This window comes from Glycomyces paridis (assembly GCF_004912155.1).
Taxonomy (GTDB): domain Bacteria; phylum Actinomycetota; class Actinomycetes; order Mycobacteriales; family Micromonosporaceae; genus Glycomyces; species Glycomyces paridis.
On the sequence record NZ_STGX01000009.1, the window covers coordinates 57,578 to 81,109 of the forward strand.

A 23,532-nucleotide genomic window follows, 5' to 3' on the forward strand; every position below is an offset into this window, starting at 1 on the left:
GACGCCCCCGACCTCGCCGACGCCGGCGAGGGCGACGCCGTCTTCCGCTACGAGGGCGACGCGGCCACGCTCGCCGCCACCCACGACGGCGACGCGAACTTCGCCGTCTCCTACTACACCGACGCCGACTTCGAGATGCCCCTGCTCGTCAACGAGATCGGCGCCTACGACGGCACGGTCGCCCTCACCGACGGCCCCGGCCTCCTCGTCATCACCGCCAACGGCGCCTGGACCCTCACCACCTCCTAACCCCCGCAACGCCAAGGCGCCCACCCCCGCACGGGGGTGGGCGCCTTTCGTCGTGCCCAGGCCTAGGCCTCGCCGTCACCGGCGCTGGCGGCCGCCTCCTCCTTGGCGGCGAGGGCCTCGGCGATACTGCGGCCGGTGAGCGAGACACCCAGCTCGGCCTCGCCCTCCCAGAAACACGCCGGCGAGCAGAACTCCGCGCCGTCCTCGGTCGGCTCCTTGCAAGTGAAACACGTCGTCATGGAACGTCCTTTCGGTTGGGCCCCAAGGGGTTAGGGCTCGATTGTTGCGGTCGCCGGAGCGTTCTTGCGGGCCTCACCGATCGCCAGCAGCGCGACGCCGGCGACCACGATGGTCAGGTCCAGGGCGATCGGCCCGACGAGCGCGGTCAACGCCGACTCGCCGAACGCGAGCAGCAGGCCGTGCAGGTGCTGATAGCTGATGGTGAAGGCGATCAGGCCCACGATGATCGTGCCCGCATACCCCGGCAACCACCACCGCCACGAGTGCGGCCACGCCACCCGGGAAACCACCTCGACGGCGACGGCCAGCAGCAGCGGCCACAGCGCCGACATGCCCATGGACGCGATACGCACGAGCCCCGCCTCGGGGCGCACGACGATGAGCACGTGCCCGATGTTCGCCGCGATGCTCACCGCGAGGCCGAGCGCGAACGCGCTCCACGCGATCCCCGCCCCGGTGCGCTGCGCCCGCACCAGCGGGTCGGGCGTCACTACCGCGGCGGGCCGTGCGCGATCCGCACGGGCGGCCTTCGGCTCCTTCGCCGGCTCGGGCACCTCGGCGGTGGCGGCGGTGCGCTTCGCGTCCGCCTTCGCCGCGCGGCGCCGGTCGCTGACCGCCGACCGGATGACGCCTTGCGTCCACCGCGGCTTGAGGCCTTTCAGCTCGCGGGCGATCTCGGCACCCGTGCGCGGTGCGCGCGCCGCGATGCTCTCGTCGTACAGGCGCAGAACCTCGATGCGCGCGGCCTCGTCGGGCTCCCACGTCCGGTCGATCCGGTCGATGACGTCTACCATTGGTCTCTCCTGTCTCGTTCTGATGGGAATAGAGGGGCCCGGCCTGGCCGTCCAAGGTGGCCGGGTCCCTCGCTTGCTACGGGCGGCGGCGCTGCACGAGCACGATGACGGCGCACGCCGCGATCGTCGCCACCAGGGCGACCGTGGTGAACGGCGAGGTCATGACGTACGTCCACACGGCGGTCACGTGGTCGATGATGCGGTCCATGGATCGATCCTCTCGGGAGGGTTGGGCCGGGCCCCGGTCGACCGGGGCCCGTGGTCGGTTATCCGCAGTAGCAGGCGGCGCGGGGGATCTCGCCGGCCTGAACGAGCTGGTCGATCATGTCGCCGTCATAGCCGCAGTCACCCCAGATCGGCTCGTCGCCGGGGGTCCAGCGGGCCTGGATGCGCATGACCTCGTCGTGCATCATCTGTCGGGCGGTGGCCTCGTCGGCGACGATGGTGTAGCTGGTGGAGTACATGTCGTACTCGCCTTCGCGATCCACGATGTCGCGGGAGTCGTGGTAGATCCAGGCGCCGCGGTGCTGCCCGTAGGCGACGTTTGCGTGCTCGTCGCCGATCTCGAACTCGGCCCAGTCGGTGTCTCCCACATCGTAGATGGCGACGTGCAGGGCCTCCTCGTCCTCCTCCAGGTCCGGGAACAGCTCCCAGATCGAGGACCCCTTCACCTGGCCCTGGAGCCGGGCGAGAAGGCCGTCCACGTCGCCGATCGCGAGGGCCTGGGTGATGAGGTGGCCGGCGGCCTCGTCGCGGCTGATGCCCTGGGCGGCGGCGTAGGCGTCGAGAGTGGCGGTGAGTTCGGCGGTGAGGTTGATGCGGGCCACGGGATCTCCATCCACTCGGAAGGGCTACTGCCTTAGATCGTACCCTACCCTATGAACTCATCATAGGGTAGGGTACGACCATGCCGGATAAATATGACGACCTCCCGATCGAGGAGGCCGAGCCGCGCCTACGCGCCGCGATCGAGGAGCACCGCCGGGCCATGAGCGACCTCGGCGAACGTCGCGCACTGCTCGTCCTCGCCGAGGTCGAACGCCGCGGTTACGGCGGCGCCGCCGAGGTCGCCGCCCTCCTCGGCCTCGGCGAGCCCGTGGTGCACAAGCTCATCCACAACGCGCGGCAGATTCGTAAGCGCAGCTCGCCGCGGCCCATGTAGATCGCGGCGCCGATCGCGTCGCCGGTCTGCTCGTACTCCCAGCGGGCCGCGGCCTCGGTCCCCGCGTCGACCACGGTCTCCGACCCGAAAACCGCGATGACCGCCCACCGCTCGGCCCCGGCGACGGGGTCGGTGTACCGCCGCAGCTCCAGGACGACCTCGGGGCGCAGCGTCGGCGCCGGCCTGTGGTCGACGAGGACGCCCTCGCGCGCGGCCGCGGTGATCTCCTCGGCGCGCTCGACCTCGTCGGCGTCGCCGTCGGTCGCGTACAGCAGGCGGGTATCGGACATCAGGTCCTCCAGGGGCAGGTCGGCGCTGCTCGCCCTCAGTATGACCGGATAGAGCGAACGAAGCGGCCCGCCCCATTCGTCGGGGCGGGCCGCTACTCTGGGTCAAGATGCCAAGTCGAAGGCGTCGTCCGGTATGCCGCTGATGGGGTCAGTCGTCACACCCGGGCGGCGCCACCCAATAGGCTCTTGAACTCCGCAGCTCCGAGGTCGAAGATCGGCGACGACTCGCCGAGCTTCGAGTCGCGAACCTGGAAGGTCCCGTCCTGCCGACGGGCCTCCACGCAATCGCTGTTGTTGTTGCCGGAGCTGCGGCTGGACTTACGCCAGCTGGTAGTGCTCATCGATGAACTCCTTAATCGGTACGGCGATCTGCCGCGTCCCTGCGAAGGCCTCCTCGTGGTGGAGGACGATGTCGTCCTCATCCTCGTAGCGGCTCCCGTGAAGCGATTCTAGATAGACCGTCGTCGGGAAGACACCGTCGGCGAAGTACAGGATCGAGTACGGGCCGGACATCGACTGGTGGGCGCCGGCGGCGAACGGGACGACGAGGATCGAGATGTGGTCCCGCTCGTCCAGCTCGATCAGGCGCCGGAGCTGCGTGCGCATGACGTCCTGGCCGCCGACCTGGCGCCGCAGCGCGGCCTCGTTGGACACGTAGACGATCTCCGGCGGCGCCGACTTCTCGAACACGTTCTCCTGGCGCTGCGCCCGCAGACCCCGATCGGGCTCCTCGCCCTGGCGAGGCCGGTTCGCCCGGAGCTCCTCCAGGTACTCCTCCAACTGGAAGAGGCCGTTCACGAACTCCTGCTCGTAGATGTGGATCGCGCTGGCGGCCTCCTGCTGCTCGATGAAGTGCGCGAACTCGGGGGCGACGTCGTACGGGTGATACCAGCCCGGCGAGTCGGCCGACTCGGCGAGGTCGATCAGGTGGTCGGTCTCCTCGGGGCTACAGCGGTAGACCGCCGAGAAGGCGTAGATGTCGGACAAGCGGATGGCGTCGTTCACGCCGCGCTCCAGCTTCCGGAGCTTGGTCTCGGAGACCTTGGTCTTGCGGTAGGCGTCGGGCACGCTCATGCCGCGGCGCTCGCGGTACTCGACGAGGCGCCGCCCGAGAATGACGCGGCAGATGTACGGAGTTCGTGACATGCCTTGAGTGTGACAGGCGCCTCAACTCATGACGCGGGCAGTCTGCCCCCGCCATTTTGACCCGGGCAAAATGCCTGTCGCGTGCCTGCTTCCCCGCGTCCGGTTCCCGTCATACCGTCCTTGTATGGGCGCCGTCACCGATGGCGCTTGCAAGCGGCGGGGCGCCGGTCCGACTTGGCATCGCCGGCGCCCCGCCTCACACGTCGACCAGAGTTGGAGCCTCTGATGACGCGCACACCTAGCGTAGATTCCACCGATCAACCGCCCGCGCCGCCCGAGGGCATGGACCTCGACACCCAGTGGACCGCACTCACGCCCGTCGGCGTCGCCGCCAACATCCCCCTGTGGGAGGACCGGTCGGCGCGCGCCGCCGAGATCCGCCTCCGCGACGGGGCGCTGCTCGGCACCGTCACCGCGACGGGCGCAGGTCCGAGCCTCGTTCTCAACCTGGTTCTGGACACCGTCGCCGTCGCCGAGCACGGCGAGGACTGGGTGACCAGCCAACTCCGTCACGCCAAGTTCCGCCTGGCGCACAAGTGGGGCAAGGTCTCCGCAACGCGGGAGCGGGAGGCGACGACGTGACCTTCACCTCCCCGCCCGTTCCCGAGGACATGGAGATCGAAATCGACTGGCGGGCCCCGACGGGCGCCGGCGACACGGTCACCGTCGAGCACTGGAGGAACCGCGGCCGCCGCCGGTCCCAGATCCGCATCCTGCGAGGCCCGATCCTCGGCGAGATCGAGCAGGACGCCAGCGGCCACCCGGTCATCACGCCCGACGCCGAGGCCGTCGAGCAGTACGGCGAGGCATGGGTCGGCGACCAGCTCAAGCGGGCCCACCGCCACAACGTAAAGCAGCAGAGCTGGACATGAGCGCCCGGGAGAGCTGACCTACCTCCCCCGATGGAGCCGCCGGGCAACGCGGCGGCTCCACCTTCGAGGGCCGCCGCGCATCGACTGCTCGACCCGCGGCGGCCCTCCCCTGAACGGCCGGACATGGAACTCGCCGGCCTCGCCCGCGTCCCGATGGCGCAGGCACCCTCCCGGTCGGCACCACGGTGTCCACGGCGGGCCGCCGGGAGGCCCCAAACCCCGGGTGGCAGTCCCCCCGTACTGCCGCCCGGCCACAGCTCCCGTCGACGGGGTGCCCCGCTTCGTGCGGGGTAGCGGCCCGGCCCTGTGAGGGGCCGGGCCGCACTCTGTCTGATCGGCCGATACTGCGACGCGGGATGCCGAGTGACACTCACAGTAGGGACGTGACTCCGGCGTCGGGACCCGCTCCTGGTGGGTCGTCGGGCCTGTCCCCCCGAAGCCGCCGCCCGGTCGGGCGGCGGCTTCCCGCATACCTCCGCAGAGCGATTCCCCCAGTATCCCCCCACCATCGTCCACATTGCGCACAGTGATGGGCGTTCACCAGCGGCGCAGCATCACCGCTGGTCAGTGGCTATAGGGTTCAAATCCCACCGCCACCGCCAAGAGCACGACGAACGCCGGGCCTTCCGAATCGGGGGGCCCGGCGTTCGCGTTCGCGGGGATGCGGTCGGTCCGGAGGCGCCTCCCGATTCCGTGGCGGCGGAAGGCTAGTCTGTCGGCATCGCGCGCAAGGACTGCGGCCCGGAGCGGCGCGGTCGGCGGCACAGCGAAGGGCGGACAGCGGGTGAAACGGTCCTCGACGGGCGCGAAGGTCTTCAACGGCGTCGTCATCGGCGCCTCGCTCCTGCTGGCCGCGATCCTGCTGCTGCACCGCTTCATCCCGAATCGCTGGTTCAACCTCGGCAGCCTCATCGAGACGTTCCTGCCGTGGTTCGGGCTCGCGGTGCCGGTGCTGCTCGTGCTCGCGGCGATCCGCCGCCGCCCGCTGGCGATCGTGTGCGCGCTGCTGCCGGCCCTGGTCTGGCTCCAGATGTACGCGGGGCTGTTCCCCGACAAGCACGAGGGCCCCGGGGACTTCCGGATCGTCGCCCACAACGTCAACGCCGAGAACTTCGACACCGCGGCGACGGCCGCGACCCTCACCGCCGCCGAGCCCGACATCATCGTGCTCGTCGAGCTCACCGAGGACCAGCGCCTCTCCTGGGCCGAGGCCCTGAACGAGCGCTACCCGTACTCCGTCGCCTACGGCACCGTCGCGCTGTGGTCGGCCTACCCTGTCGCGGCCTCCAACGAGGTCGACCTCAACCTGGGCTGGGCCCGGGCCTTCCGCGCCGAGGTCGACATCGACGGCGAGCCGGTCGCGGTCTACGTCGCCCACCTCTTGTCGGTCCGCGTCAACACCGAGGGCTTCACCTCCGAGCAGCGCAACGAGACCGCCGAGCTCCTCGGCGAGGCCATCGCCGACGAGCCGCTCGATCGGGTCGTCCTCGCCGGGGACCTCAACGGGACCGTCCAGGACCGCTCGCTCGCCCCGATCACCTACCAGCTCGAATCCGCGCACGCCTCGGCCGGGAAGGGCTTCGGGTTCACCTGGCCCGCGGACGCCCCGCTCGCCCGCATCGACCAGGTGCTCTACCGCGGGCTCGAGGCGACCGGCTCGGACGTCCTGGACGCGACCGCCTCCGACCACCGGCCGGTGCTCGCCGACTTCACGCTCTGAGGGGTTGCAACCCGGGACGGGCGCTCGGGCGTCTTGGTGGTGTGACCGAAGACGACGCCACCGTGATCCTGCCCGCCGTGGGCGACCTCGACGACCGCGACCGCGACGACACCGCGGTGTTCGCGCGGGTCGCCGACGTGGCAGAGCCGCGAGGCGGAGCGCTCATCGTCCTGGACGGGGTCGGGATGACCTATCCGGGCCCGCCGCCGGTGGAGGCGCTCAAGCCCGTCGAGCTGCGCGTGGACGACGGCGAGTACGTCGCGATCGTGGGCCCCTCCGGTTCGGGCAAGTCCACGCTCCTGAACCTCCTCGGCCTCCTGGACGCCCCGACCGCCGGGACGTACTGGTTCGACGGCCACGACACCTCCACGATGAAGGAGGCCAAGCGCACCCAGCTGCGCGCCGACAAGATCGGGTTCATCTTCCAGGCCTTCCACCTCATGGCCCACCGCACCGCCACCGAGAACGTCGCGATGGCCCTGGTCTACCAGGGCATCCCGCGCCGCAAGCGCCGCCAGATCGCCCGCGAGAAGCTCGAACTCGTCGGCCTCTCGCACCGCCTGGACGCGCTGCCGACCACGCTGTCGGGCGGCGAGCGCCAGCGTGTGGCGATCGCCCGCGCCCTGGCGGCCGAGCCGAGCCTGCTCCTGTGCGACGAGCCGACCGGCAACCTCGACTCCAAGACCGCCGACGCGATCCTGGCGACCCTGGACGAGCTGCACTCCCAGGGCCTGACGATCCTCATGATCACCCACGACCACGACGTGGCCGAACGCGCCGAGCGCGCCGTCACCATCCGCGACGGCCAGCTCCGCGAAGGCAACCACCTCCACGACGACCACCAGCCCGAGACCGACCGGACGCCGACCGACGAGGCCGACCCCGGCACGCTGGTCATGCCTTCGGTGGGCGCGGCCCCCACAGCGGTACAGCCGGGCGCGGCCCCGACGGCGGTGCAGCCGGTGGCGGGTCGGCAGCGGCGCGCCTGAGACCGCCGCTGCCGCAACGGATATGAGGGAGGGCCCGCGCCGTACGGCGCGGGCCCTCCCTCATATCCGTTGTCGCGGTCCGCGTCCGGGCTCTGAAGGCCCGGACGCGCCCGGTCAGTCGCGGTCGCCCGGTCCCGGCGGTGTGGACGCGTCGTCGCCCGGTTCGGGCGTCTCCTCGTCCTCCTCCTTGTAGTCGGAGCCGTTGGAGACGAGGATGTAGATCGGGCTGCCCTTGGGGGCCGAGCCGGTCATCGAGGTCGCGAACGCTTCGCCCTCTTTGCATTCGGAGTCGAACTGTCCCGGGGCGATGGAGGCTTCGAAGCCGGCGCCGGCGACCTTCGAGCGGGCCTCGTCGGCGTCCATGCATTCGATGGAGGGGATGGAGACGAGGTTCTTGCCGTTGACCATCTTGTCGGAGGGTTCGTCCCAGTCCTTCTTGTCGAGGCCTTTGACGGCGGCCTTGAGGATGTCGACGCCGGTCTCGCGGACCTGCTCGTGGAAGTTCGCGGCGAGGTCCGCGTTCGAGGAGTTGTCGGGGTCGCCGACGAAGGTGGCGGTGGCGGCGTTGGGGGTCGCGCCGATGAACCAGTAGGCGCGGTCGGAGTCGGCGGTGCCGGTCTTGCCCATGATGGGGCGGCCGAAGTCCTCGGCCTCGCGGGCGGTGCCGCCGACGCACTGGGTGCGGTCGGCCGAGTCGTAGACCGGGCAGTGCGCGGCGCTGACGGCGGCGAGGGCGACTTCCTTCTTGATGGCCTGGTCGCATTGGGGCTCGACGGCTTCGGGCAGTTCTTCGCCGTTGGCGCCGATGATCTGGAGGACCGGGAGCGGTTCGCAGTGCTTGCCGCCGGCGGCGACGGTGGCGTAGGCCTCGGCCATGTCCATCGGCGTGGTGGTGTCGCCCATGCCGAGGGTGAACACGCCGTAGGAGTCGAGGTTGTCGCGGTTCTGGTCGACGCCGCTGCCGGGGTAGAAGGTGACGCCGAGCCGCTCGGCCACGTCGACGGCCTTGGAGGTGCCGACCATCTGCTGGAGCTGCGCGAAGGCGGTGTTGGAGGACTTGCCGAACATGCCCCACATGTTCAGGGGCGCACCGGAGGCGTAGGAGCCGTCGTTGCTCGGGCACCAGTGCTTCACGCCGTCGTCGATGTAGCCGCCGCAGGCGGAGTCCTCCTTCGCGTCGGCGGGGTACATCGTGGTGTACCGCATCGGCGAGGGCAGGGTGGTCTTGAGCGGGAAGCCCTCTTCGAGTGCGGCGAGCAGGGTGAACATCTTGAAGGTCGACCCGGCCGGGAAGCCCGAGGACTGCTCGTTGCCGCTGAGCAGGGGGATGGTCGTGTTCGGGTAGCTCGACTGCTTCTCGTCGTCGCCGTCGGTGCGCGGCCCGTTGTCGGTGAGGTCGAGGCTGTAGACGCGGTTGACGGCCATGGCCCGGATGTGGCCGGTGCCGGGGGTGATGGTCACCGAGCCGAGGGCGCGCGGGTCGTCGTCGTCGATCTCGTCGTGGATGGCGTCCATCGCCGCGTCCTGGAGCTCGGGGTCGAGAGAGGTGACGATCTTGTAGCCGCCGCGCTTGAGCAGGGACATGCGGTCGCGCTCGGTCTCGCCGAAGGCCTCCTGGTCGCTCCACCAGTCCTTGAAGTAGTCGCAGAAGAAGCCCCAGTTGGGGGTGGCGACGTCGACGCATTCGCTGCGGACGGGCCGGGGGTCGAGGCCCAGGGGCAGTTCGGCGGCCTCGTCGGCCTCGGCCTGGGTGATCGAGTCGAGGTCGACCATGCGCTGGAGGACCCAGTTGCGGCGGTCGATGATGTCGCCGTCGTCGCCTTCGCCGTCGATGAGGCCGTCGGCGTAGGAGGGGAACTTCGGGAGGGAGGCGAGGGTCGCGGCCTCGGCGAGGGTGAGTTCGCTCGGGGGCTTGTTGAAGTACGTGTAGGAGCCGGCGTGGACGCCGTAGGCCTGGTTGCCGAGGTAGATCACGTTGAGGTAGCCCTCAAGGATGTCCTCTTTGGACATCGTCTCCTCGATCGCCATGGCGTACCGGGCTTCGCGGAGCTTGCGCTCGTAGGTGTCCTCGGACGCTTCGATGACCTCGTCGATGCTTGAAGCGGAGTAGATCAGGGTATTGCGTACGAACTGCATGGTGAGGGTCGACGCCCCCTGGGAGTCCCCGCCCTGGTTCGCCACCGCGGCGCGGACGATGCCGGCCCAGTCGACGCCCTTGTGCTCGTAGAACTTCGAGTCCTCCGCGGCGAGGAGGGCCTCGATCATGAGGGGGGAGACCTCGTCGAGGGTGACCTCGCGGCGGTTCTCCTCGTAGAAGGAGGTGATGAGGGTCTTGCCGTCCGATGCGTACACATAGGACGTCTGCGGCAGGGTCGGCTTGGTGAGCTCGGTCGGCAGCGACTCGAATGAGTCGACGCCGTCCTCCGCCACCATCCCGGCGATGCCCACGAGGGGGAATGCGGCCGCGGCCGCGAGCACGCCGGCGAGCACACCGCAGACGAGCAGGGTCAGGGCGCCCCCCAGGGGACTCCGGTCGCGTTTCAAGGTCTCCACCGCCTCAGATTAGAACGGACGTCGGGAAGCGCGTGCATCGCCACATCCTTGTGTCAACCGACGGCCCGGATACGGTCCCGGCGGCGCCGGGTTCCGATGCGGGCGCCGCGGGGGACCGCTCGCGGACCGCGTACCGGCCCAGGCGAGACGGACGTCCTCTGGTGATACGCCGCGAGTTCGGAGTGAAGCTGCGCCCGTATCGGAATCGTTATTATCGCGAGTCGCCGTCGCGAAGCGAACCGTAGGGGTGAAGCCGTGCCGGTGAGTCCGAATTTCGTCTCGGAGAGTAGTCAAACAGTTACAAGAGGTGTAAGGTCCGTTCTGGCGGCGACGTTGAGTGATCGAGAGATCACTCGAATGTAGTCGTCGGGGGGTTTGAAGGGAAGATCTCACGGGGAGGTCATGCGGATGGGACTGCTGATCGACTGGACGACCAAGGCGCTGTGTCAGGAAGGTGATCCTGACGCCCTGTTCGTGCAAGGGGCAGAACAGAACAACGCGAAGAAGGTATGTCGCGGCTGCCCGGTGCGGCTGGAATGCCTCGCCGACGCGCTCGACAACCGCATCGAGTTCGGCGTCTGGGGCGGCATGACAGAACGGGAGCGGAGGGCGCTGCTGCGCAAGCACGCCGACGTCCGCTCCTGGAGGGCCGTCTTCGATGTCGCTCTGGAGGAGGAACAGCGGGGCGCCCGCAAGGGAGGACGTCGCCGGATACCGGTGAACGTGAACTACTGACCGGCGAGCCGCTCACCAGCGGCGAAGGCAGACCACCGCGCCCGAGACGGCACCGCCGTCCGGGCGCGTTCGCGTTCCCGGAAACCTCCGCGGCCGAGCCGACCGCCGAACGCGAACCCGACCGGGACGCTCAGGCCCCCGCCGCCGCGGCCCCGAACGCGCGGAGGTCGTCGAGGTCGACCACCTCCACGCCCAACGCCGGCACCCACCGCTGCGGCACCGACGGGCACGCCGCCGTGTACCGCACCGCCACCCGCTCCTCGGCCGCCCGCCGCCGCGCCAGATCCGCGTGCACCCGCAGCACCGCCGCCACCGGGTCCTCCGCGTCCGACTCCTCAAGCGCCGCCGCCGCACCCAGCGCCCGCTCCGCCGACAGGTCCGCCGCCACCGGCGTCAACCGGTTGAGGATCATCCCGTCCAACGGCATCCGCTCCTCGGTCAGCCGCCGCGTGAAGTACACCGCCTCGCCCACCGCCGCCGGCTCCGGCGCCGCCACCACCAGGAACGACGTCTCGTCCCCCTGCAACGCACGGAACGTCGCCTCCGCGCGCTTGCGGAACCCGCCGAACGTGTCCTCCAGACTCGCCGTGAACTCCGCGACATCCGTCAGCAGATGCCCGCCCAGCACCTTGTTGAACACCCGCGTGAACACCGCCGCACTCGCACCCATGAGCGAGAGCATCGACCGCCGCGCCCCCGGCGTCGACGCCGACAGCAGCCGGATCACCCGCCCGTCCAGCAGCCGCGCCAACCGCGCCGGCGCGTCCAGGAAATCCAGGGCCGACCGCGACGGCGGCGTGTCCAGCACGATGAGGTCCCACCGCCCCGTCGCCCGCAACTGCCCCAGCTTCTCCATCGCCATGTACTCCTGCGTCCCCGAGAACGTCGAGGACACCGCCTGGTAGAACGGGTTCGCGAAGATCTCCGCCGCCCGCTCCGCACTCGTATGCGACGCCACCACCTCGTCGAACGTCCGCTTCATGTCGAGCATCATCGCGTCCAGCGAACCGCCCGCCACCCCCGCGACCGCCTTCGGCGTGTTCCCCAGCGCCTCCATGCCCAGCGACTGCGCCAACCGCCGCGCCGGATCGATCGTCAACACCACCGCACTGCGGCCGTGCACCTCCGCGGCCCGCAGCGCCAGCGCCGCCGCCGTCGTCGTCTTCCCCACCCCGCCCGAACCGCAGCACGCGACCACATGCTTCCCGGCATCGCCCAGCAGACCGTCGACGTCCAGCTCAACGCCCATGCGCCGCTCCGATCTCCACGACGGGACGCGACCCGCCCCAAGCCTCACACCGCATCGGCGCCGCCGTCCGCACGCCGCGGCTCCTCGACACCCTGCTCGATACCCTGCCGCAGCACCCGCGCCAACCCGTACAGCCCCGACAAGTCCACACCCTCGGGCAGCAGCGGCAACTCCTCGACCGGACGGCCCAGCCGCTCCAACCGCTCCCGGTACCCGCCCACCGCCTCGATCTCGGCCCGCGCCGCCGCGTACTCCGACATCAGGCCCTCCACCAGCGCCGCGTCCGCGCCCAGCCCCGCACGGGCCAGACCCGCCCCGACCTCCTCGCCGGAGACCTCCACGGTCTTCGCCGCCGACACCTTGTTGAGCACCACCCGCCCCACCGGCAGATCCGCCGCCGCGAGCTCCTTGTACGCGTCCAACGTCTCCTGCACCGGCATCGCCGCGGGCGTCGTCACCAGATGCACCGCCGTCAGACTCGAATGCAGCATCCGCGCCACCGACCGCGAGTGCTTCCCGATCGGCCCGGTCTTCGCCAGACGCCCGCTCTCGACGGTCACGTTCAGGAACTTCACCACCCGGCCCGTCGGCGGCGCGTCCAGCACCACCGCGTCATAGGCCATCCGCCCCGACTCGGTGCGCGACACCGCCTCCTTGAGCTTCCCCGTCAGCAGGATGTCCCGCAGCCCCGGCGCGATCGTCGTCGCGAAGTCGATCGCCCCGAAACGCTGCAACGCCTTCCCGGCCGAACCGAGCCGGTAGAACATCGTCAGATAGTCCAGCAGCGCCTCGTCGGCGTCCACCGACTGCCCGAACACCTCGCCCCCGCCCGGCCCCGCCGCCAGATGCCGCTCCTCGTAACCGAGCGACGGCACCTCGAACAGCGGCGCGATGCCCTGCCGGCCCTCGACCTCCACCAGCAGCACCCGCCGCCCCGGCCCCGCCAGGGCCAGCGCCAACGCCGCGGCCACCGAGGTCTTCCCCGTACCGCCCTTCCCGGTGACGATGTGCAGGCGCGGCACCGGAAGCGAGCTGGCAGTCATTCAACGGAGTCTAGTCACTGCGCCGCGACGCCGCAGATGAGCCATTGCGGCTCACCCGCCTCGGCGACGAGCGAGAACACCCACGTCGCCGGGTCCGACAGCGCCGCCCCGCCGCCCGGGTCCACCCGGATCTCGGCCGTCACCGTCGCCGCCCCGACCGACCGCGCCGTCTCCGTCACCTCACCCCAGGCGAACGCCCCGGGCCCCTCCGCGGCGGCCATCCGCTCCAACGCACCGGCCAGATCCCGGTCCGCCTTGTCCGCGCACAACCAGGCCGCCGACGCCTCGGCGTCCCGCTCGTCCAGCAGCGCCGCCAAGAACGCCTCCACGGTGTGCTCGGGCGAATCGGCGACCTCCGCGACGTCCGGCAGCAGCCGCAGCGCACCGAACACGAGCGCGCCGCAGAACGCCAGCGCCGCGGCGGCGGTCAGCAGCGCCCACCCCCGGCCCGGACGACGCGGGCGCGCGCCGCGCACGCCACGACCGGACCCGGTCGCGGAGGCGGGGGAAACGGAAGGGGCCGCGGGCGAGGCGGCGGTCTCTTGCGGCTGGGCCGCGGTGTCTGACGACACGGAAACTCCCTGGTTCACTGATGCCGCGGCAGAGGCGGCGAAGCGGGAAAGCACAGTGGGGAGGCGACGCACTCCGAGCGTAGCGGTGCGGCGCGGGCGAATCAAGACGCCGTACTGTGGGCCCATGGAGAAATGGGAGTACTTCACCGCACCGCTGCTCATCCACAACACGAAGATGATCCTCGATACGTTCGGCGAGGACGGATGGGAACTCGTCACCGTCCTGCCCGGCCAGAACTCCGAGCAGCTCGTGGCCTACTTCAAGCGGAAGAAGGAGCAGTAGCGGTGACCGATGTGGACAAGGCGCTCGCGCGCCTGGGCTTGCAGCTCCCCGCGGTCGTCCCGCCGGTGGCCGCCTACCAGCCCGCCGTCCGGGCCGGCGACTTCGTCTACACCTCGGGCCAGCTCCCGATGGTCGACGGCGCACTGGCCGCGACCGGCAAGGTCGGCGCCGAGGTCGACCCCGAGCTGGGGTACGAGCTGGCGCGGATCTGCGGCCTGAACGCGCTGGCGGCGGTGGCCTCGGTCGCCCCGCTCGACCAGGTGGTGCAGATCGTGAAGGTCGTCGGCTTCGTCGCCTCGGCGCCCGGGTTCACCGGCCAGCCGAAGGTGGTCAACGGCGCCTCCGAGCTGCTGGGCGAGGTGTTCGGCGAGGCCGGCGTCCACGCCCGCAGCGCTGTCGGCGTCGCCGAGCTGCCGCTGGGCGCCCCCGTCGAGGTCGAGCTCATCGCCCGCCTCGCGCCGGGCGCCAAGACCGTCCTCGTTTAGTCCTTCCGCACGGCCGCTCCCGCCTCGCGGGAGCGGCCGTCGCCGTGCCGTCCTCAGGTGATGGACGGGAGGACGCGGGTCTCGACCTCGCCGAGGGCGATGGTCGTGCCGCGCGGGCCCGGGGCGGTGGCGGTGACCTTGACGGTGTCGCCGTTCTCGAGCCGCCACTGGCCGGTCACGGCCTCGCCGGAGCCGTAGAGCAGGCCGGGGCGCAGGACGGCGCCGCCGACGGTGAGCTGCGAGAGTTGCTGCGCGGGCGTCCAGTACGCCTCGGCGAAGTCGGCGCCGGCGACGGCGACCCCGTTGACCTCGATGCTCAGTCGCAGGTCGTAGCCGTACCGGTCGGACTCCTTCAGGTAGGAGGCCATGTCGGGCCCGGGCTGGGGCGCGGCGGTGCGGGCGGCGTTGAGCGCCTCGATCGGGGTGACCCAGGCGCTCATGGAGGTCGCGAAGGACTTCGAGGCGACCGGGCCGAGGCCGTCGGTCTCCAGTTCGGCGAAGTCGCGGGCGGTCCAGTCGTTGAGCAGGACCGCGCCGAACACGTGCTCTTCGAACGCGTCGGGGGAGACGGGCCGGCCGATCTCGGTCTCGCCGCCGATGAGGAAGCCGACCTCGGCTTCGATGTCGAGGGCCCCCGTGGGGCCGAAGACGGGGCGCCCGTCCTCGCCGCGGCGGTGCCCGGCGGGGCGCACGAGCTCCATCCCGGAGGGGATGAGCGTCGAGGCGCGGCCGTTGGAGGCGCGCGGGTGGACGCTCATGGCGCCGGGGACGCGCAGGGTGAAGTCGACGTAGTCGGTCACCAGCAGCGGGGCGTGCATCCGGGCGTCGGTGACCGGCGTGAGCCAGTTCGAGGCGACGTCCTGGAGGCTCGGTTCGCTCAGGGCCTCCTGGATCTGGGCGCGGACCTGCCGCCACGCGGGCCGCCCGAGCGACAGGAGCCGGTTGAGGGCCGGGTCGCGCAGGGCGGTGCAGGCCGCGCAGGTCTGGCAGTCCCCTGAGAGGACGGCCTTGTGCATGTCGAGGATCTGGTCCCCGATGCGCACGCCGATGCGCGGCAGGTCCTCGTCGACGGTCGAGAAGACGCCGAAGGGGAGGTTGTGGATGTTGTACGGGCTCTCGTCCGCCCCGGGTACCCAGCAGGTCGTCACGTGTTCGTCCTCCAGTCACTTGTGTGAAGGGAGTAACGATCGCCGCCCGCGAAAGGTCACTCGGGGTCGCGGTGGCGGCGCAGAACTGTGAACCATCCCACCCATGCGGCGAGTGCGACGGCCGCGAACGCGAGGCGCGGACCGGCGGCGATCTCGGAGCCGAGCAGGGCCGGGACGGCGAACACGATCGCGGTGCCGAGCAGGACCGAGCGTCCCAGCGCGCCTCTGAAGAGGCCCTGGCCGAAGACCTTCTCGCGCCAGCGCGGGTCGTCGGCGTCGGCGTCGACCCAGCGGCGCGGGGTGCGCCTGGCCTCGGGCGGCAGCTGCCTGCCGAGGTCGAATGCGAGGCCGGCACGGTCGAGGCCAGCACGGTCGGGGCCGGCGCTGTCCGGGCCGGTGCTGTCGGGCCCGGTGTCGCCGAGGTCGGCGGCGGCCTGCCGGGAGCGGCGCGCGAGGTCGTCCATGCCGAGGTCCTCGGCGATGGCCGCGAGCACCAGGTGCGTGCGCGGCTGGTCGGGCGCGAGGTTCACGGCGTTCCACGCGGCGTCGAGCGCCGGCTGGGCGGCCCCGGCGTGGCGCGTGATGAGCGCGTAGTGGATGTGGTTGCGCCAGGAGGTGTGGTCGAGGTCGAGGAGGCTCGCGGCGGCCTGGAGTGCCTCGTCGTCGCGTCCGGCGTCGGCGAGCGCGTACCCGCGGGTGACCATCGCCCGCGTGTGCCGCGGCCGGTGGGCGAGGGCGGCGCCCGCGTACACGAGGGCCTCGTCGGGGTCGTGGTCGGCGAGCGCGCAGGCGGCGGCCATGGCGTTCGCGTCCGGGTCGAGGGGGTCGATGCGCAGGGCGGCGTCGGCCTCGGCGCGCGCGTCGGGGACCTGGCCCAGCTCGTACATGAGCTCGGCGCGCTGGAGGTGCTCGGCGACGGTGCCGCGGGTGGGGTCGTCCATGGGTCTCTACTCCCGGATGGGAATCAGTGCTGGTACAGCAACGCTACCGCGGTGGCCGCGAGTCCTTCGCCGCGTCCGGTGAAGCCCAGGCCGTCGGTGGTGGTGGCGGAGAGCCGGACGGGGGCGCCGATCGCGGCGGACAGGGCGGCCTCGGCCTCGGCCCGGCGGGGCCCGATGCGGGGGCGGTTGCCGATGACCTGGACGGACACGTTGCCCACGGCCCATCCGGCGTCCTTGACGCGGCGGACGGTCTCGTTGAGGAGGGCCTCGCCGGAGGCGCCGGCCCATTCGGGGCGGCTGGTGCCGAAGTTCGATCCGAGGTCGCCGAGCCCGGCGGCGGCCAGGAGGGCGTCGCAGGCCGCGTGCGCGGCGGCGTCGCCGTCCGAGTGCCCGGCCAGGCCCGCCTCGCCGGGCCATTCCAGGCAGGCGAGGCGGCATGGCACGTCCTCGTCGAAGCGGTGCACGTCGCTGCCGTGCCCGATGACGAAGGGCGTATTCGAGCGTTCGCTCTCGTCGGTGTCCACTTGGTTCGCTGGCGGAGGCCGGTTACTTGACCGGGGCCTCCGAGAGCAGGACCTTGTCGAGGATGTTGTCGGCCTCGGCCTTGACGCAGTCCTCGGCGAGGGCGATCTCGCCGGTGAGGATTTCGCGGGCCTTGGAGAGCATCCGCTTCTCCCCGGCGGAGAGGCCGCGTTCGCGGTCGCGCCGCCACAGGTCGCGGACGACCTCTGCTATTTTCAGCGGAGAGCCGGAGGCGAGCTTCTCGACATTGGCCTTGTAACGCCGCGACCAGTTGGTGGGTTCCTCGGTGTGTGGGGCGCGCAGCACCTCGAAGACCTCTTCGAGGCCTTCGGCGCCGACGACTTCCCGGACGCCGACGAGCTCGACGTTCTTGGCTGGAACCTTGACCGTGAGGTCACCCTGCTCGACGCGCAGCACGAGGTATTCCTGTTCGATACCACCGATGACGCGAGTCTCTACAGCTTCAACGAGTGCGGCCCCGTGGTGGGGGTAGACAACGGTCTCGCCGACACTAAAACCCATAGGATCGAAACCCCTTTCGCTGTGTCTAGCCTAACACGTCATCGGGGTTTTCCCCGACAGCGGATCGTTACGAATTCCCTGGTCAATTGGTATGTGACTGATTACTCTACGGCACCTTGGGCTTCCGGGCGGCGCGCGGAGGACGCAAATGAGGCCTGGGTCGCTCCGGCGTGTCGGGCCCGCGCGGCGCCGTTCCGGGGATGCTCCGAGCGGCTCCCGCGCGCCGGTCCGGCAGGCCCGCGACCGGCCCTTTTCGCCCCGGAGTCTGCAACATCCGTTCGGGCGCAACGGCATCGGTGTTCGAACGGGTTCCGGTGAGACGCAGGGCCCATCGCACGCACGGCCAAGGGAAGCGATGAGTCCTCGTCGTCTACGCTGTCGTCAGCATTCCTGTCGGAACTCAGGGAGGACCAGCAGTGGTCAGGGGAAACAACTCGTCGTTCACGGTTCGCCGCGTCGGCGCCATCGCGATCGCGGGGGCCACGGCGGTCGCCCTGTCCGCCTGCGGCGCGGGTCGGGAGACCCAGACCGACAGCAAGCAGTCGGCGGTCGCGGGCGTGAACGTCGATGTCGACGACCTCGCCCTGCGCGACCTCCAGATCGAGTTCGACTCGACCGAGGGCTACGCCGCCGGTGCCGACGCCGCACTGCGCGTGTGGATCGGCAACGAGGGCGACCAGGAGGTGCGCCTCACCGGCGTCACCGTCCGCGCCGACGAGGCGACCGCCCCCGACGACCTGCTCGGCACCGTGACCTTCGTCAGCCCCGCCGCCCAGGCCGCCGAGGCCGAAGCCGAAGCCGCCGAGTCTGCGAGCGAGGACGCCTCCGAGGAGGCCGACGAGGAGTCGACCGACGAGACCGCGGACGCCGAGGAGACCACCGAGGCCCCCGCGACCCCCGAAGAGGACCCCTTCGAAGGCGAGACCGCCATCGACGTGGCGATCGCCCCGGCCGACTACGCCCGGCTCGACCACGGCGTCGAAGGCGGCGACTACCTCCTCCTCGAAGACCTCACCCAGGACCTCCCCGTCGGCGGCTCCGTGTGGGTGACCTTCACCTTCTCCAACGGCCAGGAGTTCGGCGTCGAACTGGCGATCGGCCAGTCCCTCGACGCCGAGGACCGCTCCTTCTACGAGCCCGAAGAGCCCGCCGAACACTAGGCGACAGCGTCACGACGGGCCCCGATCCACAAGGATCGGGGCCCGTCGTCGTACTGGGTACGGAGTGCCCGCCGATTTGGGCGCCGGCATCGTCGCGCGCGGTCGCGGCGGCGGGTCGAGGCACCCGGGGAGACCGAGCCGGTGCAACCGTGCCCGTCGTCGTTCTACCCTGCTGCGGCGTTCGCTACTTGCACAGCGGCCAGCGGCGCTCCACGGTCTCTTCGCGGCCCTTGCGGCGGAAGTACGCCTCCAGGCTCGCGGCGTCCTCGGCGTGCCAGCGCACCTGCGAGTCGTGGAGGTCGCGGGCGGTGAGGCCGCCGACCTCGGGGTACATGGCGCCGATCGCGCGGGCCAGGGCCACCGTCGCCTCCGCGTCGCCGCCCGCCGAGTGCGCCTCGGCGTGGGCGACGCCGTAGTGCAGGGCGGTCGCGCCCAGGGTGCGCTTGCCCTTGCGGTAGCGGTCGACCCGCTTGTCGAGCACCGACGGGTCGACCACCGCCGCGCGGTGCCATTCCGGCTGCGGCAGGCCGTGCCGTTCCAGCTCGTACGACAGCAGTGTGCAGTCGAAGCCCGCCCGGAAGGCCACCAGCGGCACCTCGGCGGCGATCGCGGCCGCGATCTGCTCCGCGACGCCCGCGAGGACCTCCTTCGGGTCCCCGCCCTCGGACCGCACCTGTTCGTCGGTGATGCCGTGGACGCGGGACGCCCCCGGCGGGATCGGCACGCCCGGGTCGATCAGCCACGTCGTCGGGCCCTCACTCGTCACCAGGGCGACCTGCACGATCCGGTCCCCGGCGACGTCGACGCCGGTCGTCTCGGTGTCGAAGCCCAACAGGGGCCCCGTAAACCATTGTTCGCTCATGTCGACACCGTACCGGCCGGGTACGACGATCCCTCCCTCGCGCACCGCGACCAGGCGAAACCATGCCAAAGACCGCGAAAGCCCGCCCGAGGTCCTCCAGGGGCGCTTCGGGACGGAGGCGATGACGCACCCCCGGACTACCCTCGCCGCATGAGCGCACCCCGACCCGGCGCCACCGCCCGGCGCACGCCCACCGACACCGGCGTCGTCCTGGAGGCGGTGCTCGAACGCGTCACCTACGCCGACGAGGAGACCGGGTACACGATCGCCCGCGCCAGCCCCGCCCGCGGCGGCGCCGACCTCGTCACCGTCGTCGGCCCGCTCCTGGGCGCCCAGGTCGGCGAGTCCCTCTCCCTCACCGGCCGCTGGTCGAGCCACCCGAAGTACGGCCGCCAGTTCGAAGTGCATTCCTACCGGACCGTCCTGCCCGCCACCGTCCAGGGCATCGAGCGCTACCTCGGCTCGGGCCTCATCAAGGGCATCGGGCCCAAGACCGCCGCGAAGATCGTCGCGCACTTCGGGACCGCGACCCTCGACGTCATCGACGGCGACGCCGCCCGCCTCGTCGAAGTCCCCGGCCTCGGACCCAAGCGCACCAAGGCGATCGGCGCCGCCTGGGTCGAGCAGCGCGCCATCAAGGAGGTCATGGTCTTCCTCCAGTCCGTGGAGGTCTCCACCTCGCTGGCCGTGCGCGTCTACAAGCAGTACGGCGACGCCGCGATCGGCGTGGTCAAACACGAGCCCTACCGCCTCGCGAACGACGTGTGGGGCATCGGCTTCAAGACCGCCGACGCCATCGCCCGCGCCGTCGGCATCCCCCACGACGCCCCCGAACGCGTCAAAGCCGCCCTCCAGTACACGCTGTCGCAGGCCTCCGACGCCGGCCACTGCTTCCTGCCCGCCCCCAACCTCGTCGCCGACACCGTCGAACTCCTCGGCCTCGCCCCCGGCCTCGTCGCCCGCTCCCTCGACGAACTCGCCGCCGCCGCAGAGCACGTCGTCGCCGAAGACGTCCCCGCCTCGGGCGGCACCGTCCCCGCCCGCTACCTCGCCCCGTTCTTCCACGCCGAACGCGGCCTCGCCGCCGGCCTCCTCGCCCTCCTGCACGCCGACGAGGACCGCCTCGGCGCCTTCGCGGGCGTCGACTGGGACCGCGCCTTCGCCTGGCTCCACCGCCGCGGCGACGCCGAACTCGCGCCCGAGCAGGCCGAAGCCGTCAGACTCGCGCTCACCGAGAAGGTCGCCGTCCTCACCGGCGGCCCCGGCTGCGGCAAGAGCTTCACCGTCGCCTCCATCGTCGCCCTCGCGAAAGCCAAGGGCGCCAAGGTCATGCTCGCCGCCCCCACCGGGCGGGCCGCCAAACGCCTCGCCGAACTCACCGGATTCGAGGCCCGCACCCTCCACCGGATGCTCGAACTGCGGCCCGGCGGCGACGCCGCCTACGACCGCGACAACCCCCTCGACGTCGACCTCCTCGTCGTCGACGAATCCTCCATGCTCGACACCATCCTCGCCAACCGGCTCGTCAAAGCCGTCCCGCCCGGCGCCCACCTCCTCCTCGTCGGCGACGTCGACCAGCTCCCCAGCGTCGGCGCCGGCGAAGTCCTCCGCGACCTCCTCGCCGCCGAGACCATTCCGCGTGTGCGCCTGACCCGGATCTTCCGCCAGGCCGCCGAATCGGGCGTCGTCGCCAACGCCCACCTCGTCAACCGCGGCGCCATGCCCGAACTGACCGAGCACACGGACTTCTTCTGGTTCGCCTGCGACGACAACGAAGCCGTCGCCGACCGGGTCGTGGAGATCGTCGCGACCCGCATCCCCGCCAAGTTCGGACTCCACCCCGTCCGCGACGTCCAAGTCCTCGCCCCCATGCACCGCGGCGGCCCCGGCGCCGGCAACCTCAACGCCCGCCTCCAGGAAGCCCTCACCCCCGCACGCGACGCCACCCCCGAACGCCGCCACGGCGGACGCGTCTTCCGCGTGGGCGACAAGGTCATCCAGATCCGCAACAACTACGGGAAAGGCGCCGCGGGCGTCTTCAACGGCACCGTCGGACTCGTCAGCGCCATCGACCCGGTCGAACAGACCCTCACCGTCCGCACCGACGAGGACGAAGACGTCGCCTACGACTTCGGGGAACTCGACGAACTCGCGCACGCCTACGCGATCACCGTGCACCGCTCACAGGGCAGCGAATACCCGGCCGTGGTGGTGCCGGTGACCACGAGCGCGTGGACGATGCTGCGACGCAATCTCCTGTACACGGCGATCACGCGCGCGAAGCGCCTCGTGGTCCTCGTCGGCTCGAAGCAGGCGCTCGAAGCGGCCGTGCGCACCGCCGGGACCGGCAAACGCCACACCGGGCTGACACACCGGCTCGCCATCTGACGGCGTGCGTCGGCGGCGCGGTTCTGCGGCGCGGTCCGGGAGCACCGTTCAGGAGCACGGTCCGGCCGCGCCGATGCGACATGCCGCCGCGCCCGCGCTGCGGGCTCGGCGGTCCGGCGCGTCTACGCTTCGGCGACTCGCACGACCGCGCCGGCGGCCGTGAGCCTGCCGTGCGCGGCGGCCGCGGCCGCGTGGCCGACGCCGGAGAGGACCGTGGAGGGCGTGACGTCCGCCAAGCGCTTGGCCTCGGCCAGGCCGAAACCCGTGATCGCCCGGATCTCCTTGATCACCTGGATCTTCTTCGACCCCGCGTCGTCCATGACCACGGTGAAACGCCCGGTGGCGGCGTCGGTCGCAAGCCCGTCGGGCGTTCCCGCAGGGGCCATCGCCGCGGGGGCCTCGGTCATCCGCACCGTCGCGCCCGCGTTCGCGAGCACCCGGTAGGCCGTGCTCGCGGTGCCGTGGTCGACGCCCGCGAGGACCACCGAGGGCATCCGGTCGGTGAGGCCCTTCGCCTCGGCCAGACCCAGCTTCGTGAGGGCGCGGATCTCCTTGATCACCTGAATGCGCTTGGCGCCCGCGTCCTCGAGGACCAGCATCCACTCGCCCGGCTGCGACGGGATCACCGGCAGCTCGCCCTTCGCGGACGGGTACACCACCCAGTGCTCGGAGCGCTCGTCCTTCTTGTACGACCGCTGCGTCACCGTCACCATGAGCGCCACCAGGCCCCCTCCGACGACGAAGAGGGCCAGGACCAGCACGTTCACCAAGGTCATGACGGCACCGCTAGCGGTAGTTCGTGAACTGGAGGGCGACGTCGAGGTCCTTGCCCTTGAGCAGCGCGATGACCTCCTGAAGGTCGTCGCGCTTCTTGCCGGTCACGCGGAGCTTGTCGCCCTGCACCTGCGGCTTGACGCCCTTGGGGCCCTCGTCGCGGATGATCTTGCCGATCTTCTTCGCGTCCTCGGTCGCGATGCCCTGCTTGAACGCCACGTCGATCTTCGTCTCCTTGCCCGACTGGCGCGGGTCGGAGGCGTCGACGGCCTTGAGGGAGATGCCGCGCTTGATGAGCTTCTCCTTGAGGACCTCCAGGGCCGCCTTCGCGCGGTCCTCGGTCTCGGCGGCCACCACGGCCGCCTCGTCACCGCTGCGCTCCACGCTCGCGCCCGTCCCGCGGAAGTCGAACCTGGTCCCCAGTTCCCGCTGGGCCTGGTTGATCGCATTGTCGAGCTCGGCGAGGTCGATCTCGGAGACGATGTCGAACGAGGCGTCGGCCATGGCAGTCCGGTCCTTCCGGTAGGTTCGGGCCCGGCCGATCCGCGACCGCGGAGGCGGGGCGCGCGGTCGTCGGCGCGGCGGCGCGCCGCGACACCGGGGCGCGATCGCCTAGCTTAGTCCGGGCCCGCCGCCCCGGACGCGCGCGCCCGGACGCGACGGCAGTGAACGCCGTCTCAACGGGGGAGAACCCGCTTGCGCCGCCCCCCGGGCGGGAGGCTATTCTTGCTCTCGCTACACGCCACGGCAGGTTACCCAAGTGGCCAAAGGGAGCTGACTGTAAATCAGCCGTCATCGACTTCGCAGGTTCGAATCCTGCACCTGCCACCAGT

At 71.1% G+C, this 23,532-nt stretch carries 27 protein-coding genes, 1 tRNA gene and 1 pseudogene; 11 read left to right on the forward strand and 18 right to left on the reverse strand.

Features of this window, described 5'->3' with window-relative positions; all coding sequences use genetic code 11:
* Window positions 1–249: pseudogene (locus E9998_RS25350) on the forward strand (TM2 domain-containing protein); the annotation flags it as partial.
* A gap of 62 nt (window positions 250–311) precedes the next feature.
* Here the strand turns inward: E9998_RS25350 and E9998_RS25355 are convergent.
* The 7 genes from E9998_RS25355 to E9998_RS13270 form a co-directional block, all read right to left on the reverse strand.
* Window positions 312–488 carry a hypothetical protein gene (locus tag E9998_RS25355; protein WP_158299799.1) on the reverse strand — a complete coding sequence of 59 codons (177 nt, stop codon included), beginning with the start codon at window positions 486–488 and terminating at the stop codon, window positions 312–314.
* A 30-nt stretch (window positions 489–518) separates the two neighbouring features.
* Complete coding sequence (locus E9998_RS13250; RefSeq protein ID WP_136530185.1) at window positions 519–1,283, reverse strand: DUF2637 domain-containing protein; 765 nt, start codon at window positions 1,281–1,283, stop codon at window positions 519–521.
* A gap of 76 nt (window positions 1,284–1,359) precedes the next feature.
* Window positions 1,360–1,491 (reverse strand): hypothetical protein, encoded by a 132-nt coding sequence (locus tag E9998_RS26760; protein ID WP_275669511.1) that lies wholly within the window; start codon window positions 1,489–1,491, stop codon window positions 1,360–1,362.
* A 58-nt stretch (window positions 1,492–1,549) separates the two neighbouring features.
* Window positions 1,550–2,110, reverse strand: coding sequence for a hypothetical protein (locus tag E9998_RS13255; RefSeq protein ID WP_136530186.1), 561 nt, complete (start codon window positions 2,108–2,110; stop codon window positions 1,550–1,552).
* A 220-nt stretch (window positions 2,111–2,330) separates the two neighbouring features.
* Window positions 2,331–2,735 (reverse strand): hypothetical protein, encoded by a 405-nt coding sequence (locus E9998_RS13260; RefSeq protein WP_136530187.1) that lies wholly within the window; start codon window positions 2,733–2,735, stop codon window positions 2,331–2,333.
* A 155-nt stretch (window positions 2,736–2,890) separates the two neighbouring features.
* On the reverse strand, window positions 2,891–3,076 hold the full coding sequence (locus E9998_RS13265; protein ID WP_136530188.1) for a DUF397 domain-containing protein: 186 nt from the start codon (window positions 3,074–3,076) through the stop codon (window positions 2,891–2,893).
* Entirely contained in the window at window positions 3,054–3,881 is an 828-nt protein-coding gene (locus E9998_RS13270; protein ID WP_136530189.1) for a helix-turn-helix domain-containing protein, read from the reverse strand. The genes E9998_RS13265 and E9998_RS13270 overlap by 23 nt, the downstream gene beginning before the upstream one ends.
* Window positions 3,882–4,106: 225 nt before the next feature.
* Between E9998_RS13270 and E9998_RS13275 the strand changes: the two genes are divergently transcribed.
* The 4 genes from E9998_RS13275 to E9998_RS13290 all read left to right on the forward strand — a co-directional run bounded on the left by E9998_RS13275 (window position 4,107) and on the right by E9998_RS13290 (window position 7,462).
* On the forward strand, window positions 4,107–4,463 hold the full coding sequence (locus E9998_RS13275) for a hypothetical protein (protein WP_136530190.1): 357 nt from the start codon (window positions 4,107–4,109) through the stop codon (window positions 4,461–4,463).
* Entirely contained in the window at window positions 4,460–4,753 is a 294-nt protein-coding gene (locus E9998_RS13280; RefSeq protein WP_136530191.1) for a hypothetical protein, read from the forward strand. Before E9998_RS13275 ends, E9998_RS13280 begins: the two co-directional genes overlap by 4 nt.
* A gap of 784 nt (window positions 4,754–5,537) precedes the next feature.
* Window positions 5,538–6,473 carry an endonuclease/exonuclease/phosphatase family protein gene (locus E9998_RS13285; protein WP_240037603.1) on the forward strand — a complete coding sequence of 312 codons (936 nt, stop codon included), beginning with the start codon at window positions 5,538–5,540 and terminating at the stop codon, window positions 6,471–6,473.
* Between the two features lie 41 nt (window positions 6,474–6,514).
* Complete coding sequence (locus E9998_RS13290) at window positions 6,515–7,462, forward strand: ABC transporter ATP-binding protein (protein WP_240037604.1); 948 nt, start codon at window positions 6,515–6,517, stop codon at window positions 7,460–7,462.
* Window positions 7,463–7,576: 114 nt separating this feature from the next.
* On the opposite strand, the gene E9998_RS13295 is transcribed toward E9998_RS13290, so the two are convergent.
* On the reverse strand, window positions 7,577–10,015 hold the full coding sequence (locus E9998_RS13295; RefSeq protein ID WP_136530193.1) for a transglycosylase domain-containing protein: 2,439 nt from the start codon (window positions 10,013–10,015) through the stop codon (window positions 7,577–7,579).
* Between the two features lie 408 nt (window positions 10,016–10,423).
* On the opposite strand from E9998_RS13295, the gene E9998_RS13300 reads away from it, so the two are divergent.
* Window positions 10,424–10,750, forward strand: a complete 327-nt coding sequence (locus E9998_RS13300) for a WhiB family transcriptional regulator (RefSeq protein WP_136530194.1) — start codon at window positions 10,424–10,426, stop codon at window positions 10,748–10,750.
* Between the two features lie 130 nt (window positions 10,751–10,880).
* Here the strand turns inward: E9998_RS13300 and E9998_RS13305 are convergent, their stop codons facing one another.
* The 3 genes from E9998_RS13305 to E9998_RS13315 are packed head-to-tail and all read right to left on the reverse strand — an operon-like array spanning window position 10,881 to window position 13,614.
* On the reverse strand, window positions 10,881–11,999 hold the full coding sequence (locus tag E9998_RS13305; protein ID WP_136530195.1) for an ArsA family ATPase: 1,119 nt from the start codon (window positions 11,997–11,999) through the stop codon (window positions 10,881–10,883).
* Between the two features lie 44 nt (window positions 12,000–12,043).
* Window positions 12,044–13,042 carry an ArsA-related P-loop ATPase gene (locus tag E9998_RS13310; protein WP_136530196.1) on the reverse strand — a complete coding sequence of 333 codons (999 nt, stop codon included), beginning with the start codon at window positions 13,040–13,042 and terminating at the stop codon, window positions 12,044–12,046.
* A 14-nt stretch (window positions 13,043–13,056) separates the two neighbouring features.
* Window positions 13,057–13,614, reverse strand: a complete 558-nt coding sequence (locus E9998_RS13315) for a hypothetical protein (RefSeq protein WP_136530197.1) — start codon at window positions 13,612–13,614, stop codon at window positions 13,057–13,059.
* Between the two features lie 124 nt (window positions 13,615–13,738).
* Between E9998_RS13315 and E9998_RS25705 the strand changes: the two genes are divergently transcribed.
* Window positions 13,739–13,897, forward strand: coding sequence for a Sp36 family protein (locus E9998_RS25705; protein WP_091037332.1), 159 nt, complete (start codon window positions 13,739–13,741; stop codon window positions 13,895–13,897).
* 2 nt (window positions 13,898–13,899) lie between these two features.
* The gene (locus E9998_RS13320; protein WP_240037605.1) at window positions 13,900–14,382 is read left to right on the forward strand and encodes a RidA family protein; all 483 of its coding nucleotides are present in this window, start codon (window positions 13,900–13,902) and stop codon (window positions 14,380–14,382) included.
* Between the two features lie 53 nt (window positions 14,383–14,435).
* Here the strand turns inward: E9998_RS13320 and E9998_RS13325 are convergent, their stop codons facing one another.
* From E9998_RS13325 to E9998_RS13340, 4 genes are read right to left on the reverse strand one after another with little or no spacing between them, the layout of a single operon-like run.
* Window positions 14,436–15,530, reverse strand: a complete 1,095-nt coding sequence (locus E9998_RS13325; RefSeq protein ID WP_136530199.1) for a fumarylacetoacetate hydrolase family protein — start codon at window positions 15,528–15,530, stop codon at window positions 14,436–14,438.
* Window positions 15,531–15,586: 56 nt separating this feature from the next.
* Window positions 15,587–16,471: a tetratricopeptide repeat protein gene (locus tag E9998_RS13330; RefSeq protein WP_136530200.1), complete on the reverse strand. Its 885-nt coding sequence runs from the start codon at window positions 16,469–16,471 to the stop codon at window positions 15,587–15,589.
* A gap of 23 nt (window positions 16,472–16,494) precedes the next feature.
* Window positions 16,495–16,995: a 2-C-methyl-D-erythritol 2,4-cyclodiphosphate synthase gene (gene ispF, locus E9998_RS13335; RefSeq protein ID WP_204745429.1), complete on the reverse strand. Its 501-nt coding sequence runs from the start codon at window positions 16,993–16,995 to the stop codon at window positions 16,495–16,497.
* A 22-nt stretch (window positions 16,996–17,017) separates the two neighbouring features.
* The gene (locus E9998_RS13340) at window positions 17,018–17,515 is read right to left on the reverse strand and encodes a CarD family transcriptional regulator (RefSeq protein WP_030160960.1); all 498 of its coding nucleotides are present in this window, start codon (window positions 17,513–17,515) and stop codon (window positions 17,018–17,020) included.
* A 416-nt stretch (window positions 17,516–17,931) separates the two neighbouring features.
* Between E9998_RS13340 and E9998_RS13345 the strand changes: the two genes are divergently transcribed.
* Window positions 17,932–18,675, forward strand: a complete 744-nt coding sequence (locus tag E9998_RS13345; RefSeq protein ID WP_136530201.1) for a copper chaperone PCu(A)C — start codon at window positions 17,932–17,934, stop codon at window positions 18,673–18,675.
* A gap of 184 nt (window positions 18,676–18,859) precedes the next feature.
* Here the strand turns inward: E9998_RS13345 and E9998_RS13350 are convergent, their stop codons facing one another.
* Complete coding sequence (locus E9998_RS13350; RefSeq protein ID WP_136530202.1) at window positions 18,860–19,537, reverse strand: exonuclease domain-containing protein; 678 nt, start codon at window positions 19,535–19,537, stop codon at window positions 18,860–18,862.
* A 150-nt stretch (window positions 19,538–19,687) separates the two neighbouring features.
* Here E9998_RS13350 and recD2 point away from each other — a divergent pair, with 150 nt between their 5' ends.
* Complete coding sequence (gene recD2, locus E9998_RS13355) at window positions 19,688–21,925, forward strand: SF1B family DNA helicase RecD2 (RefSeq protein ID WP_136530203.1); 2,238 nt, start codon at window positions 19,688–19,690, stop codon at window positions 21,923–21,925.
* Window positions 21,926–22,047: 122 nt separating this feature from the next.
* Here the strand turns inward: recD2 and E9998_RS26765 are convergent, their stop codons facing one another.
* Both E9998_RS26765 and E9998_RS13365 read right to left on the reverse strand, forming a co-directional pair.
* The gene (locus E9998_RS26765; RefSeq protein ID WP_275669512.1) at window positions 22,048–22,701 is read right to left on the reverse strand and encodes a ribosomal protein L7/L12; all 654 of its coding nucleotides are present in this window, start codon (window positions 22,699–22,701) and stop codon (window positions 22,048–22,050) included.
* Between the two features lie 10 nt (window positions 22,702–22,711).
* The gene (locus E9998_RS13365; RefSeq protein ID WP_136530204.1) at window positions 22,712–23,203 is read right to left on the reverse strand and encodes a YajQ family cyclic di-GMP-binding protein; all 492 of its coding nucleotides are present in this window, start codon (window positions 23,201–23,203) and stop codon (window positions 22,712–22,714) included.
* A 242-nt stretch (window positions 23,204–23,445) separates the two neighbouring features.
* On the opposite strand from E9998_RS13365, the gene E9998_RS13370 reads away from it, so the two are divergent.
* Window positions 23,446–23,530, forward strand: a tRNA-Tyr gene (locus E9998_RS13370).
* The last annotated feature ends 2 nt before the right edge of the window (window positions 23,531–23,532 follow it).